Origin of the sequence: Acetobacter tropicalis, from assembly GCF_030644465.1 — a bacterium.
Classification (GTDB): domain Bacteria; phylum Pseudomonadota; class Alphaproteobacteria; order Acetobacterales; family Acetobacteraceae; genus Acetobacter; species Acetobacter tropicalis.
Map to the genome: position 1 here is coordinate 508884 of NZ_JAUYUW010000001.1, position 16740 is coordinate 525623.

At 56.6% G+C, this 16740-nt stretch carries 12 protein-coding genes; 3 read left to right on the forward strand and 9 right to left on the reverse strand.

Features of this window, described 5'->3' with window-relative positions:
• Positions 1-50: 50 nt before the first annotated feature.
• The gene (locus QWU00_RS02280) at positions 51-815 is read right to left on the reverse strand and encodes a methyltransferase domain-containing protein (RefSeq protein ID WP_052051282.1); all 765 of its coding nucleotides are present in this window, start codon (positions 813-815) and stop codon (positions 51-53) included.
• Between the two features lie 79 nt (positions 816-894).
• On the opposite strand from QWU00_RS02280, the gene gloB reads away from it, so the two are divergent.
• Positions 895-1620 carry a hydroxyacylglutathione hydrolase gene (gene gloB, locus QWU00_RS02285; protein ID WP_035379331.1) on the forward strand — a complete coding sequence of 242 codons (726 nt, stop codon included), beginning with the start codon at positions 895-897 and terminating at the stop codon, positions 1618-1620.
• Between the two features lie 117 nt (positions 1621-1737).
• Here gloB and QWU00_RS02290 read toward each other — a convergent pair whose 3' ends face one another.
• The 3 genes from QWU00_RS02290 to QWU00_RS02300 all read right to left on the reverse strand — a co-directional run bounded on the left by QWU00_RS02290 (position 1738) and on the right by QWU00_RS02300 (position 4953).
• Positions 1738-2925 carry a DUF2125 domain-containing protein gene (locus tag QWU00_RS02290; RefSeq protein ID WP_166443749.1) on the reverse strand — a complete coding sequence of 396 codons (1188 nt, stop codon included), beginning with the start codon at positions 2923-2925 and terminating at the stop codon, positions 1738-1740.
• Positions 2926-3119: 194 nt separating this feature from the next.
• Entirely contained in the window at positions 3120-3800 is a 681-nt protein-coding gene (locus QWU00_RS02295) for a class I SAM-dependent methyltransferase (RefSeq protein ID WP_304651019.1), read from the reverse strand.
• 451 nt (positions 3801-4251) lie between these two features.
• Complete coding sequence (locus tag QWU00_RS02300; RefSeq protein WP_035379477.1) at positions 4252-4953, reverse strand: lysophospholipid acyltransferase family protein; 702 nt, start codon at positions 4951-4953, stop codon at positions 4252-4254.
• A gap of 175 nt (positions 4954-5128) precedes the next feature.
• Here QWU00_RS02300 and ahcY point away from each other — a divergent pair, with 175 nt between their 5' ends.
• Both ahcY and QWU00_RS02310 read left to right on the forward strand, forming a co-directional pair.
• Positions 5129-6418, forward strand: a complete 1290-nt coding sequence (gene ahcY / locus QWU00_RS02305; RefSeq protein ID WP_035379337.1) for an adenosylhomocysteinase — start codon at positions 5129-5131, stop codon at positions 6416-6418.
• Positions 6419-6880: 462 nt separating this feature from the next.
• Positions 6881-7288 (forward strand): DUF3597 domain-containing protein, encoded by a 408-nt coding sequence (locus QWU00_RS02310; protein ID WP_035379339.1) that lies wholly within the window; start codon positions 6881-6883, stop codon positions 7286-7288.
• 247 nt (positions 7289-7535) lie between these two features.
• Here the strand turns inward: QWU00_RS02310 and dld are convergent, their stop codons facing one another.
• The 5 genes from dld to QWU00_RS02335 all read right to left on the reverse strand — a co-directional run bounded on the left by dld (position 7536) and on the right by QWU00_RS02335 (position 16616).
• Positions 7536-9254, reverse strand: a complete 1719-nt coding sequence (dld, locus tag QWU00_RS02315; protein ID WP_035379479.1) for a D-lactate dehydrogenase — start codon at positions 9252-9254, stop codon at positions 7536-7538.
• Between the two features lie 226 nt (positions 9255-9480).
• Positions 9481-10488 carry a L,D-transpeptidase gene (locus QWU00_RS02320; protein ID WP_035379341.1) on the reverse strand — a complete coding sequence of 336 codons (1008 nt, stop codon included), beginning with the start codon at positions 10486-10488 and terminating at the stop codon, positions 9481-9483.
• Positions 10489-10552: 64 nt separating this feature from the next.
• A complete protein-coding gene (gene lpdA / locus QWU00_RS02325) occupies positions 10553-12304 on the reverse strand; it encodes a dihydrolipoyl dehydrogenase (RefSeq protein ID WP_035379344.1) in 1752 nt (583 codons plus the stop codon).
• 78 nt (positions 12305-12382) lie between these two features.
• On the reverse strand, positions 12383-13624 hold the full coding sequence (odhB, locus tag QWU00_RS02330; protein ID WP_006558578.1) for a 2-oxoglutarate dehydrogenase complex dihydrolipoyllysine-residue succinyltransferase: 1242 nt from the start codon (positions 13622-13624) through the stop codon (positions 12383-12385).
• A gap of 115 nt (positions 13625-13739) precedes the next feature.
• Positions 13740-16616, reverse strand: coding sequence for a 2-oxoglutarate dehydrogenase E1 component (locus QWU00_RS02335; RefSeq protein ID WP_035379481.1), 2877 nt, complete (start codon positions 16614-16616; stop codon positions 13740-13742).
• Positions 16617-16740: the final 124 nt, after the last annotated feature.

The window sequence follows — 16740 nt, forward strand, 5'->3', positions numbered from 1 at the left end:
TTCTTTAAATACAGCCTTTGTGGCGGAAATACTCCGGAGGACCGCCTCCATCAGGCATCCTGCACCGGTACCACCATTTTTGAGAACCACGCCTTGCGTGAGGCCACAGGCAACGGGCGAACGGAATGCACATCTTTCACCACCTCCACCAGCCTCAGGCTGCCCAGACCGGGAGAAAGCACCTTGCCTGCAATATCGGAGGCCTGTCCCCGTTGAAGGCTGGTACAGCCCTGTGCGGCAGGGAGGAACAGGGCCTCGTCCCGCCGCTCCACATGTAGCATGGCGTGGGCCAGAACACGGCGCAGGCTCCCCCGCGTAAAAGCGGCTTCCCGTGCAAACGGTGTGGCGCGCTGGCGCAGGCGGCCGCCAAACCTGTTGGGCACAATCAGCACCATACGTCCGTCGTCCCGCAACACTCGGCCTGCGGCGCGCAGGAGTGTAACGGCCTGTTCCTCATCCTGAAGGGCATGCACAAGGAGAATGCGGTCGAATGCATCATCATCAAATGGCAGATGCCGGGCATCCACAAGGCAGGTCCGTTCCTCCGGAGGCACTCCGCGCCGCTCCTTTTGCTGGGTCATGACAGCAGAGGCATGAGCGGCGAGTACGGCAGACACACAGCCCGCGCCCTGTTCCTGCCATGCGCCCAAATAGGGCTGTGCATACCCCACCCCCAGCACTGTCTGCTGCCGTAGGTCCGGCCAGAACCATTGCAGCCGCTCCCGCAGCAGGGCAGCACACACCGCACCTTCATGGGATTGGTAAAATGTGGTGACAGCCATGGGAGTGGCCGCCGGGGGCATGACATTGTGCATGGACCCTGCCTATCATGATCCACATGCCTGATGCCACGCTGCGACAGCCCCCTGACTGTTGGAGAGGAAGAAAACCATCATGACCCTCCTGACCCGAGCCATTCCTGTTTTATCTGACAACTACGCCTGGCTACTGCGAGATAGTGCGACCGGCACCACCGCTATCGTGGACCCCGGAGAATCCGGCCCCATTGAAGCGGTGCTGGATGCAGAAGGCGGCAGACTGGATTTTATTCTGCTCACTCATCACCATGCAGACCATGTAGGCGGCACGGAAGCCCTGCGCGCCCGCTATCATGCCCGTGTGGCAGGCCCCGCCAGCGAACAGCACCGCATGCCCGCGCTGGACATCCCCCTGCATGATGATGACAGCATTGCCATAGGAAACTCTCAAGGGCAGGTTATTGCCGTGCCGGGCCATACCATGGGGCACATAGCTCTGTATTTTCCCGATCCTCCAACGCTGTTCTGTGGAGATACCCTGTTCAGCCTCGGGTGTGGTCGTCTGTTTGAAGGAACGCCGGAGCAGATGTTCCACAGCCTGCATCGGTTTGACGCGTTGCCAGACAACACGCTGGTATGCTGCGGGCATGAATATACCCAGAGCAACGCCGCCTTCGCCTTGCATGCAGACCCGGCCAACACCGCCCTGGCGGCGCGCGCCGAAGAAGTCACCCGCCTGCGGGCGGCTGGCAAACCCACCGTTCCCTCTACACTGGGCCAGGAACGTGCGACCAACCCTTTTCTCCGGTCTGCAGACGCTACCACCCTTGGCCGCCTACGCCGGGAAAAGGATTCATTCTAAATTTTCACCGCAAGCCGATGGACTGTTGCGAACAAGATAGCCCCCCCCCTCTGTCATGCCTGACTGACGGATTTTTTATCTCTCGCTGCATCGGCTTCTGCCCCGAAGCCCCTTGCGTCAGTGCCGCACAGGGAGGGATGTCTTTTCCTCTCCCTGGCCATCCATGGCCTTGCGGGCGAGCCCATACAGCATGTCCACCGAGAAGCCCCCCAGTTGCAACTGCCCTTCTCTGACAGGCAACGGCACCATAAGCGGGCCATCCGGCGTTCCCTGTTTCTGTTCCACATGCTCCGAAACACGATTGAGAAAAGCCGCCTGTTCGGGGCTGAGAAGACTGTCCCGCGTCAGGTCATTCACAAGCAGCCGCCAGTTCGTCAGGCTCAGCCAGCTTTCTCCTGCCGCACCGCCCTCCGCTGGTAAAACCAGTTTGGCGGACCAGACCGCCTTCAGCCCGCGCCATTGCGCAGCAACATGCTGCACAAGCAGATTGGGCTCAAAAGGAAGCGGACTGCCCACCTTGGACGGGCTCTGCGCCACCAGAGAAGACGGAGGTCGCCCCACGCTGCCCGCCAGCGCCTGCCAGAACAACCCGGCATTTCTGACCGGGCCGGGGACAGCCAGCGCGATATCCACATTTTCAAATCTGTCTGGCCAAGGCGTGACCAACGCCTGACGGGCGTGAAGAGAAACCGCGAGCACACTGGCCTGCGGATCTGCCTGCATATTCCACACACCATATCCGGCCACATCCCGCGCTGTAACAGGATGCTCGGCCATCTGCCCTTCTTCCCCTGCAACCCGCATGAAATCCGTTTGAAAGTCCACCCGTCCCCGTTGACGATGCGGCAAAGGAAAAAACAGTTGCAACGGTGCGCCCGTCCGCCGGGCGACGACCCGCACCGCCTCCCCTGCATGAGGTACCTGCATGCCCGGCTCCGCCTTTGCTGGTTCCTCCAGCGGGCGAACAACTCCCCAGACCTCTCCTCCTTCCAACAGCACACGGACAGAGGCCGGATGCCAGGGGGCCAGTTCCACACTGACGGCCCCGATTGTCCCCACAATGGTTCCGGAAGACGGTGCCTCACACTGTATGCGCACAGGCTCCAACCGAAGCCGGGCGGCGAAAGGCCACCCTGCCGCGTGCTGGCGCTGCGAGACCACCGAGCACCCGGTTCTGGACTGAAGCGCTTTTACCCGGTGCCTGAGGTAGGAAACACCGCTCCACCACACACATGTCTCCAGCAGCATGACTCCGGCCAGACCGGCTACTCCCCCAAGAAGAGCCCGCTTACGTGCTATGGTCATACTGCCATCCTCTCCAGTCTCTGCGCCGTCTGCCTGAACGGCAGAGTATGGACGGAAGAGTGTGCTCCGCTTGATGAGTTCCATGCGTCCGCAACCTACCCGGCAACGGGAAGCCTGCAGTCCTGCCACAGTCACTCATTTGGCACCCTACACCGGCCTGTTACTAGCCAGAATGAAGCCAGGACAACGGATCTCTAAAACCGCCCAAGTTTGGTATAGCCCAGTTGCAGGGCCAGCCGTTGCATCAGGCGGCGTGGTCTGCTGGCAGGCAGTTTTCGAATAACAATGTCACAATACATGTATTCCTGCAGGGCAAAGACCAGCATTTCCCAGCCATATTTCAGCATGAATTCATGGGCAGCCTGAATAACACCGTATGGGCCGCCACCATCAGCCATAATGTAGTCATTTAGAACAATCAGGCCGGTATGCGGTTTGAGCTTGCGGCTGCATATTTCCAACTCACGCGCTACAGCCGGATAGGTGTGATCAGCATCCAGATACACCACATCCAGACTGTTATCGGGCAGGCTTTCCAGCATGGCGGCGCTGTCTCCCGCCAGAACCTCCATCTGCCCCTTTGCAATCTGCCCAGCAAACCGTTTCTGGTAAAAATCCAGATGCGTCTTGTTGGCGAACATGTCCGTGGTGGGCTGCCCCCAGACGATGGGCAGTTCATGAATGGTGAACAGATCAAGGGCGTAGAACTTTGAGGGCTGACAAACGTCCAGAATTTTCTTTGAAAAATCGCCCGTCATCACGCCCACCTCCGCAACAACGGCATTGCGTGGCAAAAGCGGCAGAATATCATCCCGATTGGGAACAATGCGCGCATTCCGCAGAAGAAATTCCGGAAGAGGGACTGCGGGTGTCATGCCTGGCATAAAAAACTCTATCTGCGTCTGTGTTCCAAGCGTGTTCTTACCAAAAAGTCATATCCGTTCCAAATAGCAGAAAAACGTGGGGAGAACAGAACAAGGAAATTGGCTGTTTTCAGGGTCATTCCAGCGGTATTTTCATTTTATCCACAAGACGGCAGCGTTTTCAAAGCGCGTGAGACTCCTGTCTGCGCTTTGAATAGCGCGCTTCACGTCATAATTTCTTCACAATTAAAAATTGCGAAATCTTGTTATTTTACCGTGAATTTCCATAAAAATCGTTATCGTGCAGAAAGTGTTACACGCACTTATTCATGACAGTTTTGTTTAATGCTCACAGAAAAACAGAAGATCGGCCAAGAAGAGCACAAGAATTCAGCCACCACATCCACAACTTTATCCACAGGACGGACGCAGTTACCCCTCTCCTCCTCACGATTTCGAGAGGTTAGGAAAACTCTTTTTCCAAGGCCCGCCACTCTTTTTCAATCTGAGGCAGCAGCACCTTGCGGTTAGCCGGTCCTATGGGCGCGCCAATCGCGACATGCAGCACCCCGGAACGCTTAAAAAACGCGTTCCGGCCCCAGAACCGGCCGGAATTGGTGGCAACCGGCACAACAGGCAACCGGGTATGAGTCGCCATTGCCGCAATGCCAGGTTTGAGGGGCACGTGCTCACCGGGGGCCGTGCGTGTGCCTTCGGGGAAAATGATGATCTGCTTGCCTTTCTGCACCGCGGTATCAGTCTCCCGCAGCAGAATACGCAGCGCCCGCGCGCCATCTGCCCGTTCTATCGGCATCATGCCCGTCAGGATCAACATGGGGCCAAGCAGCGGAATCCGGCGCAGCTCCCCTTTCATCACATAGGAGGGCGCTGGCACCAGCAGCATCCAGATCAGCGTATCAAAAGCGGACTGATGCTGGGACGCAATCAGCAGGGGACCATTGGTTGCCAGATGTTCCCGCCCTGTAATCCGCACTTCTACGCCGCAGATGGTCTGGAACAGGCGCAGCACCAGCCGGGACCACAGTTTGGCGTAGGGTAGTGCCAGCCCGTGGGCAAACCAGCGCACCGGAAACGCCCCCACCCCCATAACCAGCGTGAGCAGAAACGCCAGGACATTGAACAGGATAGAACGAAACACCGCCATAACCGCGCCAGACCACCACATTTTCAGCTTCAGACTGCCCTGTGGAGACCAGAAAAGCGCCAATCTTGCAAGCCGCAGCACAGCTTTAACCACCAACATGTTGGTTATATCTGGCCTGAGCAGGAGCCAGCCTGTATAGAAAGCCACCATATTCTCTTGGAAGAACAGGACAGACATGAGCGACTACAAGGTAAAAGACCTCTCTCTGGCAGACTGGGGCCGTAAGGAAATCTCCATTGCAGAAGGCGAAATGCCGGGCCTGATGGCTCTGCGTGAAGAATACGGCAAAAGCCAGCCGCTGAAGGGCGCACGCATTGCTGGCTGTCTGCACATGACCATTCAGACCGCCGTGCTGATTGAAACGCTGGTGGCGCTGGGTGCAACCGTGCGCTGGTCTTCCTGCAACATTTTCTCCACGCAGGATCACGCCGCGGCTGCCATTGCTGCTGCCGATATTCCCGTCTTTGCCTGGAAAGGGCTGAACGAGGAAGAATTCTGGTGGTGCATTGAACAAACCGTGAAGGGGCCGGACGGCTGGACCCCCAACATGATTCTGGATGATGGCGGTGATCTGACCGTGCTGATGCACGACAAGTATCCCGATCTGCTGGCCAACGTGAAAGGCCTGTCTGAAGAAACCACAACAGGTGTGCATCGCCTGTGGGAAATGCAGAAAAAAGGCACGCTGAAGGTTCCGGCCATCAACGTGAATGACAGCGTTACCAAATCCAAGTTTGATAACCTGTACGGCTGCCGTGAAAGCCTTGTTGACGCCATTCGCCGTGGCACGGACGTGATGATGGCAGGCAAGGTTGCCGTGGTTGCCGGTTATGGTGACGTAGGCAAAGGCTCTGCTGCTTCCCTGCGCAACGCTGGCTGCCGCGTGCTGGTGACGGAAGCTGACCCGATCTGCGCCCTTCAGGCCGCCATGGAAGGCTATGAAGTTGTGACCATGGAAGATGCCGCCCCCCGTGGCGATATCTTTGTGACCGCAACCGGCAACGTGGACGTGATTACCGTTGACCACATGCGCGCCATGAAAAACCGCGCCATTGTGTGCAACATCGGCCACTTCGATTCTGAAATTCAGATCGAAGCCCTGCGCAACTTCAAGTGGGACAACGTGAAGCCGCAGGTGGACGAAGTTGTGTTCCCTGACGGCAAGCGCCTGATTGTTCTTTCTGAAGGGCGTCTGGTGAACCTTGGCAACGCCACGGGCCACCCCTCCTTCGTGATGTCCGCTTCCTTCACCAACCAGACGCTGGCCCAGATCGAACTCTGGACGGCTCCGGCAGGCAAATATGAAGCGAAGGTTTACACCCTGCCGAAGAAGCTGGACGAAAAAGTGGCAGCCCTGCATCTGGCAAAGGTTGGCGCGCAGCTGACCAAACTGTCCCAGACCCAGGCAGACTACATTGGCGTGCCGGTAACCGGCCCGTTCAAGCACGAAGAATATCGCTACTAAAAACGGTTCGGCGGCCTTTGCTTTCCAGCAAGGGCTGCCCTCCCCTTTTCGGTCTGGGCTGCTGCCTGCCAGACCACGCCTGCGGGCTCGCCCTGTCGAAACGGCTTGTTTCTTATAGAAACGCCTTTCCTCGCAGCCTCTTTCTTTTTCAAAAGCTCAAAGTGGCTTTGACCTCACCAGAAAACATCGTGGATCTCGCACGCCAGCGGGTTCTCTTTGATACTGGCTTTAAATAATGTCATGGTAATTTCATAGATTTCAGCATGAAAAGACGTCAGAAACACGGCGGTCTCTTTCTCTTTTTGAAATGAATTTGATTAACTAAAGTTAATTTTTGCTTTTCCTCAAGCACTCTATGCAACCTTTACCCCTGTTGTATGCTTGCATGCGTGTCTGGACAGGGTTTCAAGCGGCTGTTTCTCACAGCGCAGCCTGTCCACTATTGCAGAAGGAAACATTAGCATGAGCATTTTCGGCTCCATTCTTTCCTCCATTTTCCACCACGCCAAGGCAGCCACCCCTGACAGCACCACCGGCGCCACTGCCGCAGCCTCCGCCGCCACCCCTACTGGCGCACCGGCTGAAGCTGCTGCCAGCGCTACCCCGCCGGCTGGCGCACCTGTCAACATTGACGCCGTTCTGAGCGACATGGCTGCCAAAAATGGCCAGAACCTCAACTGGAAAGAGTCTATTGTTGATCTGCTGAAGCTCCTCGGGCTGGATAGCTCTCTGGACTCTCGCAAAAAGCTGGCTGGTGAACTGGGCTACACGGGTGACACCAATGATTCCGCCACCATGAATGTGTGGCTGATCAAGGAAGTGCGCCAGAAGCTGGTTGAAAACGGCGGCAAGGTTCCTGCTGGCCTGTAATCCAGCCCAAACCACACAGGCTCTCCCGTTGTCATGGCGGGAAGTCTGACGTGGCCCTGATATGAAAAAAGCGTGCCGGGTTCGCCCCGCACGCTTTTTTTCTGTCTGACGTTTCGGCCTTATCTGGCCAGCTTTGTCTGGCGCTTCTTTCTGAAGACTTCCCCCGTCAGACCACACCTCTCCTCCTCACCAGCCAGCCTCTCCGGCTGGCAAGCAGGCTCTACCCCACAGCGTTCTTCCGGGCAGATCAGACGCTTTCCGCCACCCAGTTTTTCTTCTTGGTGGCCTGACCAATACCGGGGTTAAAGCAGTTGCAGGGATCCAGGCTGCGATAATGCGCCACCATGTCATCTGGTGCCTTGTACAGATGCCCTACGTTATGCTCGGCAGGGTAACGGGCGCCACGCTGATCCAGCCCCGGCAGCATGCTGTGCTCAACGGCAACCGCGTTGTACCCCTTTTTCACCACGTAATCCTGATGCATCACGTGGCAAAGGAAGTGACCGTAATAAAGTTTGACGATCAGCTTATCTTCAATTTCGGCAGGCAGGGTCTCGAACCATTCACGGTCGTTCCGCCGCAGCGCCACATCCAGCGCCACAATGTCTTCCGCATCCCGATGATGCACGGCGCGATACCGCACCGCAGCCCCAGCCGCCGCAAAGCGATGCAGGAACGCACGAGTGCCTTCATCTGGCGTACATTCAAAGAACTCGCCCGTCACTTTTGCAAAATACTCGGTCAGATAAGCGCGCATCTTGGGTGTGAGGGATTCCGTCACCTTGAGCATCAGATGATGTTCAAACCGATCCCGGTAATCCAGCATCCGGTCAGGCAACTGGCTGGGGATCAGCACACTCAGCGCCTGCATGATCCGATCACTCAGGTTTTCAGGTAGAAATCCGAACTGTTTGGTGAAGATATCAAACCGGGATTTCATGGCGAACATCTTCGGCAGAAAACTGGTGCCAAATTTGCGAATGACAAAGAACGTGTCCTTGCCATACTGTTCCGCAATATTGAACGCATCCCGATGGATGTATTCACCCGCAATCGGCAGTTCATCAAATGCTGTCAGCACATGGCGGCGCAGGTCTTCCAGTTCATCCGTGCTGTTCGTGCCAATATAAAAAACGGAAGAATTCTTGTTGGCCGGAAAAGTATCCAGCCGCACAGCAAACACCACAAGTTTGCCTGCACAGCCTGCGGCTTCATACCACCGGCCCGGATCAGCATTGTAACGGGCGGGCGTATCCGCATCCACTTCCCGCACATGGGTGACGTAATTGCCATCGTGCCCACGGCCTGCATTCCAGTCGATATCCGCTTCGTTGAACGTGCCATTCTGCAACTTGGTCAGAATAGTTTCCGGGTCATTGCCCAACTGGATACCCAGATGGTTGACAAGGCGGAGCACCCCATCATCCCCAACCTGACCGAACACAGCCATTTCCGTATAGGCAGGCCCGCGTTGAACAAGCGCTCCACCGGAATTGTTGCTTACCCCACCAAGCACAGACGCACCAATACAGGACGACCCGATCACCGAGTGCGGCTCCCGCCCGATCGGCGTCAGTTTGTTTTCGAGTTCATACAATGTGGCACCCGGCAGGCAGACAACCTGCTTGCCCTCACCAATCAGATGAATCCCCGTCAATCGCAGGGTGCTGATAAGCACAATCTCGCGGTCATAATCATTACCATCCGGCGTGGAACCGCCCGTCAGCCCGGTGTTGGCGGCCTGCATGATGATAATCTTGCCGGAAGCCACGCAAGCCTGCGCCACCTTCCACAATTCAACCAGCGTTCCCGGTTGCACAACCGCCAGAACGTTTCCTGCCCCAAAACGAAAGCCATGCCGGAAACGGTATGTTTCGGCTTCACCCGTCAAGACATGATGATGGCCGACAATGGTTTTCAGGCTGGCCAGCAACGCCTGGTCACTCGGAAGCTGTGTGGTTGTCATGTTCAGGGGATCTCCACGTTCTGCTGATGCCACTTGGTTTTTGTTATAACGTTTTTTTGATACGGCACCATCTTCATCTCGGGATGCCTGCTAGGCATTCCCTCATCCCATGATGGCGGCACCGGGCATACCCCAAGCTTAATGCACCACTACTACAAAAGTTTTGACTGAACAGTGCTTAAGCCCATCATCACGACCCAAAAGCGGCTTTGTGCACCACATATCATCACCCTTTTACACCCGGACGGTGCGTTACGGCTTTTGCATCCGCAGTATTCACGTTCATCACTTCCGGCATATCGGATGTATCCACCACCACCACAGCAGCCCCTGCCAGCGGCGAGGCCACACGATCCTTGCGCAACAAGGCACGGAAACGGATATCAACCGTCGCCATACGTTCATATTCCGCGTCAATCAGGCCATGTTTATCAATGAACACGTTCAGAGATGCCGGGATACGAATACACCCTTCAGACGCCACATGCCCCAACCGGCTTTCCAGATACACAGGGTCGGTCGCGTGCATCTCCAGACGGATCTGCCCTTTTTCACGCGATGGAAGCCAGCCTTTTTCGGCCCACTGCCAGCCAAAATCCCACACCCGCATGCCTTTGATGCCGTTGCCCATAATGCCGTTGGCGTTTTTGGTACCCAGTGCGCGGTAGCCCAGAATATCCGCTGTGTTCACGAACACACCAGTTGGGGTGATGTAATAGAATTTTCGGCCTGTGGTGCCAGTAGAGACTTTGGTGCTGCCGATCACCTGCCAATCTGAGCTGTGAGGAAGCGCCAGCATCAGGCACAAGCGCTGCACGGCAGGATTGCGGTCCACAATGACCAGCACCTGCGGGCGATCAAGCGGATAAGAGGCAAGCTCCAGTTGCTTCTGGGCCAGCGCAATCCATGCTTCCTTACGCACCGTTGGCACTTTCAAAGCCACAGGCACTTCATGTCGGAAATCATGATTCAGGCGTGTCGCTTCTTCCCGTGCTTCCTCCTCGTTCAGAACAGGAAGGGGAGGAAGATCAATCGGCAAAGGCGCTTCTACCGGCGGAGGCAGTGCTGGCGAGGGAGCACCTTCCTGATCCGCCTGAGCAGGCTGGCCCTTTTCCTTATCAGGTGTTGGGCTTGCTACGGGTACGTCCTGCTGTGCAGCAGCCCACCCGGTAGCCGGAGCAAGGAGCAAACTGCCCGCCAGCAAAAACAGTGTCGGACAGTTTACGCCTTGCATGCCACGTCTCTCCTGTCATTCATGCCAGAAGATTATGGCATTCCTTCCAGAAAGAAGGAAATCGTCAAATATTCAGAGACCGACCATCGGCCCCCAGAGCAGCTTCCTTCACTGCTTCGCTCAGTGTCGGGTGCGCGTGGCAGACACGGCCGATATCTTCAGCAGAAGCACCAAATTCAATAGCCATGGTGGCTTCAGCAATCAGTTCACCAGCACACGGGCCAATAATGTGCACGCCCAGCACGCGGTCGGTCTTCTTGCAGGCCAGAACCTTCACAAAGCCGTCCGTCATGCCCAGTGCGCGGGCACGGCCATTTGCCATGAAGGGGAATTTACCGATTTTGTATTCGGTACCCTTTTCCTTCAACTGCTCTTCCGTAAAGCCGACGGAAGCTACTTCCGGCCATGTGTAGATCACGCCAGGGATGGCATCATAATTCACATGCCCGGCCTGCCCGGCCAGCAGTTCGGCCAAAGCCACGCCTTCTTCCTCAGCCTTGTGCGCCAGCATGGGGCCAGCAATCACATCGCCAATGGCGTAAATGCCCGGAACATTGGTGGCATAATGGGCATCAACAACAATACGGCCCCGTTTATCCAGTTCAATACCGGCTTCTTCCAGACCCATGTTCTTGCTGGCGGCCGTGCGGCCCACAGCAACCAGAACCACATCGGCTTCCAGCGTTTCAGCCTGACCACCGGCAGAAGGTTCAACCGTCAGCACAACACCGCTTTTGGTTTTTTCAGCCTTGGTGACCTTATGGCCCAGCTTCATTTTGAAGCCCTGCTTTACAAGCAGTTTCTGGAACTGGGTGGCCACTTCATTATCCGTGCCCGGCACCAGCCGATCAAGGAATTCCACCACTGTCACGTCAGCACCCAGACGGCTCCAGACGCTGCCCAGTTCAAGGCCGATCACACCGCCGCCAATCACCACCAGCCGCTTGGGCACGGATGACAGTTCCAGCGCGCCGGTGGAGGTGACAATCACCTTCTCATCAATTTCAATACCCGGCAGGTTGGCACTATCACTGCCCGAAGCAACGATGATGTGCTTGGCCGTAACAGGCTTGCCGTCCACCGTAATGCGGCCGGTGCCTTCAACCTTGCCGTGGCCCTTCAGCCATGTGATGCCGTTTTTCTTGAAGAGGTATTCAACCCCTTTCACGTTGGCACCAACAATATCCGCCTTGCGGGCCTGCATCTTGGCCAGATCCAGCTTCACGCTGTCAATCACCACCCCATGGGCAGCAAAATCATGGCCTGCGGCATGGAAGTTTTCAGAAGACTGCAACAGCGCCTTGGAGGGAATGCACCCTACGTTCAGGCAGGTGCCGCCCAGTGTGGCGCGTTTTTCAACACAGGCCACCTTGAAGCCAAGCTGTGCGGCGCGAATGGCGCCGACATACCCGCCGGGGCCAGCACCAATCACAATCACATCGTAATCGGTTTGCGTGGGCGCATCAGCAGCGGGTGCGGCAGCCTTGGGAGCCTGTTTGGGGGCTTCCGCCGGTTTGGCATCGCTTTTCGCGGCAGATTTGGCAGGGGCCGGTTTTGCAGAAGCCGCGTTGCCAGCAGCGCCTTTTTCCAGCGTCGCCAGAACCGCGCCAACATCCACTTCATCCCCTTCGGCTACGGCATGGCTTTCCAGCCGTCCGTCTGCCGGAGCGGGCACTTCAACGCTGACTTTATCTGTTTCAAGCTCAACAATCGGCTCATCCGCCTTGACCGCATCACCAGGCTGCTTCAGCCATTTCCCCACCGTGGCGGTTGTGACACTTTCTCCCAGGGAAGGAACCTTGATCTCAATCGGCATGAATTTCGTCTCGCTTAGCGTTCAGGGTCAGATGAAAAAAGAACAGGCCGGACATCATACCCGGCCCGTTCCGCGTAATCAGGCGTCAATCAGAAGACGACGCGGATCTTCCACATTCTGCTTGATACGCACCAGGAAGCTGACCGCTTCCTTACCATCCACAATCCGATGGTCATAAGACAGAGCAATATACATCATGGGGCGGATAACGACCTGCCCGTTTACTGCCACCGGACGTTCCTGAATGGAGTGCATGCCCAGAATACCGGACTGCGGTGCATTCAGAATGGGGGTGGACAGCAGGGAGCCGTAAATACCGCCATTGGTGATGGAGAAGGTGCCGCCTGCCAGATCATCAATCTTCAGCGTGCCTTCCCGTGCAGCCTTGCCAAAGCCTGCAATGGTTTTTTCAATCTGGGCGTAGCTCAGCTTGTCCGCATCGCGGATAACCGGAACCACCAGCCCGTTCGGGCCACCCACGGCAATGCCCAGGTTCACAAAATCACGGTAAATAACATCATCACCGTCAATTTCGGCGTTAATGGCCGGGAACTCTTTCAGGGCGGCAATCACAGCGCGGGAGAAAATGGACATATAGCCCAGCTTCACCCCATGCTTTTTCACAAAAGCATCCTGATATTCAGCGCGCATCTGCATGGCGTTGGAAAGATCAACCTCGTTGAAGGTTGTCAGGATAGCTGCCGTGTTCTGCGCATCTTTCAGGCGGCGGGCAATGGTGCGACGCAGACGTGTCATTTTCACACGTTCTTCACGCGGGTCATCATTACGCGGCGGCTTGGGGGCAGCCTTCTGCTGCGCAACCGGCGGCTGGGACAGGAAGCCCAGAACGTCACCCTTGGTAATACGGCCATTCAGACCCGTGCCAGAGCCAACCTGCTCGGCGCTCAGGCTGTTTTCCGCCATCAGCTTGCGGGCAGCAGGAAGTGCCGCAGCGGCATCAACTTCCGGAGCGGCCTTTGCAGGAGCCGGAGCGGCTGCCGGAGCAGAGGCAGCAGGAGCAGCCTTCTTTTCAGCAGGTTTTTCAGCCGGTGCGCTCTTAGCGGCTGCCTTCGGTGCACCTGCGCCGGGTTCAAGCGTGGTCAGCAGGGCGCCTACTTCCACTTCATCCCCTTCCTTGGCCACTTCCGCGCCAAGAACCCCGGCCTGTGGTGCAGACACCTCAACACTCACCTTGTCGGTTTCAAGCTCAACAATCGGTTCATCCGCCGCAACGGTATCGCCAGCTTTTTTCAGCCATTTGGCGATTGTTGCAGTTGTTACGCTCTCACCAAGTGTCGGCACCTTGATTTCGACTGACATCCTCTATCCCCATTTCCTTCAAACAGACACCAGCAGGGTCTTTTCTGTTCCCACCCTTACCGGCTTGTTCATGCCCGCCCTCACCGGGGCGGGCGGCCTTCCCAGACGGTGTGTTTCAGTCCGTTTTCTTCAAACCCAGGGCCCTTTCAACCAGATCAGCCTGCTCTGCGGCATGAATGCGCGCAAGCCCCGTTGCCGGGCTGGCTGCTGCGGCACGGCCCACATATTGCGGGCGGCCAGCCTGATGTTTTGCCGCGACCAGTGCCTTTTCAATCCGGCGGTCTGCAAAATGCCAGGCCCCACCATTTTCCGTTTCTTCCTGGCACCAGATGATCTGGGCTTTCGGGTAGCGCTTCAGCTCTTCAGCCAGCGCGCTTTCCGGGAACGGATAGAGCTGTTCAAGCCGGATAATGGCAACGTTTTTCAGTTCTTTTTCACGGCGTTCGGCCAGCAGATCATAATAGACCTTGCCCGAGCAGATCACCACGCGATCAATATCTGCATCCGGGCCCAGCGCATCAATCTCACCCAGCACCGGCTGGAAGCGCGTGCCGGGTCCGAAATCGGACAGTTCAGACACAGCCAGTTTGTGACGCAGCAGAGATTTCGGCTCCATCAGGATCAACGGCTTGCGGTAATCCAGCTTCAACTGGCGGCGCAGGGCATGGAAGTAATTGGCAGGCGTGGTGATATTGCAGACAAACATGTTGTCTTCTGCACAAAGCTGCAAATACCGTTCCAGACGGGCGGAAGAATGTTCCGGCCCCTGCCCTTCGTATCCATGCGGCAGCAGCATGACCAGACCGGACATCCGCAGCCACTTGGTTTCACCCGAGGCAATGAACTGATCGATAATCACCTGTGCACAGTTGGCAAAATCACCAAACTGGGCTTCCCACAGCACCAGCGTTTTGGGGTTGCGCAGGGAATACCCATACTCAAAGCCCAGAACACCATATTCTGAAAGGAAGGAGTTCCAGATTTCAATTTTCGCCTGATCATCCTGGATATGATTCAGCGGCGTGTATTGAGACTGGTTGGTCTGATCAATCAGGGTTGCGTGACGCTGGCTGAACGTGCCGCGCTGGCAGTCTTCCCCAGAAAGACGAACACGATGGTTTTCCAGCAGCAGCGAGCCAAAGCCCATTGCTTCACCGGTTGCCCAGTCAAACCCTTCACCCGTGTCAAACATCTTGGCCTTGGCCTTGAGCTGACGGGCGATCTTGGAGTTCAGATCAAAATCATCGGGAACCTTGGAGATAGCAGCGCCAATTTTACGCAGCTTATCAAGCGCCATGCCGGTTTCCGGATAAGCGGCTTCCACCTTGCCCGTTGTGGGCGCAATCAGACCGGACCAGCCACCTTCAAGCCAGTCCGCCTTGTTCACCTTGTAGGACTGCGCCGCTTTGTAGTCTTCATCCAGCTTGTTGAAGAAGGCATCCCACTGGGCCTGCACTTCATCCTGAGAAACCACTCCGGCAGCCACCAGCTTTTTGGAATACAGGGTATGCGGGGTTTCGTGCGCCGCAATGGCCTTGTACATCACCGGCTGGGTGAAGGCGGGTTCATCCGTTTCGTTATGCCCGTGGCGGCGATAGCAGACGATATCCAGAATGATGTCACTGGCAAAAGCCTGCCGGTAATCCTGTGCCAGGCGGGAGACGTAAATCACCGCCTCGGCATCATCACCGTTCACATGCAGCACCGGGGCTTCAATTGATTTGGCAACATCCGTGCCATAAATGCCGGAATGTCCATTTTCAGGGTTGGTAGTGAACCCAACCTGATTGTTCACCACCATATGGATGGTGCCGCCTGTGCGGTATCCCTTAAGCTGGGACATGGAGAGGGTTTCATACACCACGCCCTGCCCGGCAAAGGCAGCATCACCGTGAATGATGATCCCCATATGGCCAGACCGGTTTTCCGTATCTCCGGCATCATCCTGAATGGCGCGCACCTTGCCGCATACCACAGGATCAACCGCTTCAAGATGAGACGGATTGGGCTGCAGGGCGATATGAACGGAATGACCACCCACTTCCACATCAGTGGAAGAGCCAAGATGGTATTTCACGTCCCCAGAGCCAGCAACATCGTCCGGCTTGAAAGACCCACCGGCAAATTCATTGAAAATGGCAACGTAGGGTTTACGCACCACGTTCACCAACGTGTTCAGACGCCCACGATGCGCCATCCCGATGGTGACTGAGGAGACACCCTGCGCGGCGGCCTGATCAATAATGGCATGCAGGGACGGAATGGAGATTTCCCCACCTTCCAGCCCGAAGCGCTTGGCGCCCACGTACCGCTTCTGACAGAAGGTTTCAAACCCTTCTGCTTCCGTCAGGTTTTTCAGAATGGCTTTCTGCTCATCCACCGTCACGCTGGATTGCCAGTTATCGCCTTCAAGCCGCTTGCGCAGCCATTCGCGCTGTTCATGGTTGCGGGCATACATGAATTCCGCACCAATGCTGTGGCAATAGACACCACGCAGGGCGTCCACAACGTCACTCACCTTGGCGGAAGGACCGTCCAGCAGCGGAGAAAGCAGGGAACCGATATAAACTTCGCGGTCCAGATCTTTTTCAGCAAATCCGTATGCTGCCGGGTCCAGCTCTTCCCGTGCTGTCGGCTCTTTCAGCCCCAACGGGTCCAGCTTGGCTTCAAGGTGACCATATTCACGGAACGCACGCACCAGACGGGCAATGGCCAGACTGTCTTCAGCGGCCAGCCCACCAGCGGCAGCACCTTTGGCGCCTTTTGCCGGAGCAGCCTTTTCCTCACCCGTGATGATGGAAGGCCGTGGTGCCCATGATGCGCCAACGGCGTCCTTCAGAACGGCGGCTTCTTCATCTTCCAGAGAACCAAAAAGCGTATCAAAGGATGGATCAACGCTTTTGTGGTCTTTTGCCCACCGGGCATACAGATCTGCCAGATAAGCGATATTTGCGCCATTCAGCGCTGTGACAAGCACATCTGAAGCCGCCATGTCAGACTCCTCCCTGCTGCCGGCCAACCCTGTGCTGGCAGCCAGTTGTTGTGTCATTCCCGAACAAAACGCGGAACATTGTTTTTTTCATCCCACACCTGTGTGCAGGATGCCCTGCCTTCCC

Coding starts and splice junctions, on each gene's coding strand:
- QWU00_RS02280 (WP_052051282.1), bottom strand. CDS start 815: ATGCACAATGTCATGCCCCCGGCGGCCACTCCCATGGCTGTCACCACA.
- gloB (WP_035379331.1), top strand. CDS start 895: ATGACCCTCCTGACCCGAGCCATTCCTGTTTTATCTGACAACTACGCC.
- QWU00_RS02290 (WP_166443749.1), bottom strand. CDS start 2,925: ATGACCATAGCACGTAAGCGGGCTCTTCTTGGGGGAGTAGCCGGTCTG.
- QWU00_RS02295 (WP_304651019.1), bottom strand. CDS start 3,800: ATGACACCCGCAGTCCCTCTTCCGGAATTTCTTCTGCGGAATGCGCGC.
- QWU00_RS02300 (WP_035379477.1), bottom strand. CDS start 4,953: ATGGCGGTGTTTCGTTCTATCCTGTTCAATGTCCTGGCGTTTCTGCTC.
- ahcY (WP_035379337.1), top strand. CDS start 5,129: ATGAGCGACTACAAGGTAAAAGACCTCTCTCTGGCAGACTGGGGCCGT.
- QWU00_RS02310 (WP_035379339.1), top strand. CDS start 6,881: ATGAGCATTTTCGGCTCCATTCTTTCCTCCATTTTCCACCACGCCAAG.
- dld (WP_035379479.1), bottom strand. CDS start 9,254: ATGACAACCACACAGCTTCCGAGTGACCAGGCGTTGCTGGCCAGCCTG.
- QWU00_RS02320 (WP_035379341.1), bottom strand. CDS start 10,488: ATGCAAGGCGTAAACTGTCCGACACTGTTTTTGCTGGCGGGCAGTTTG.
- lpdA (WP_035379344.1), bottom strand. CDS start 12,304: ATGCCGATTGAGATCAAGGTTCCTTCCCTGGGAGAAAGTGTCACAACC.
- odhB (WP_006558578.1), bottom strand. CDS start 13,624: ATGTCAGTCGAAATCAAGGTGCCGACACTTGGTGAGAGCGTAACAACT.
- QWU00_RS02335 (WP_035379481.1), bottom strand. CDS start 16,616: ATGGCGGCTTCAGATGTGCTTGTCACAGCGCTGAATGGCGCAAATATC.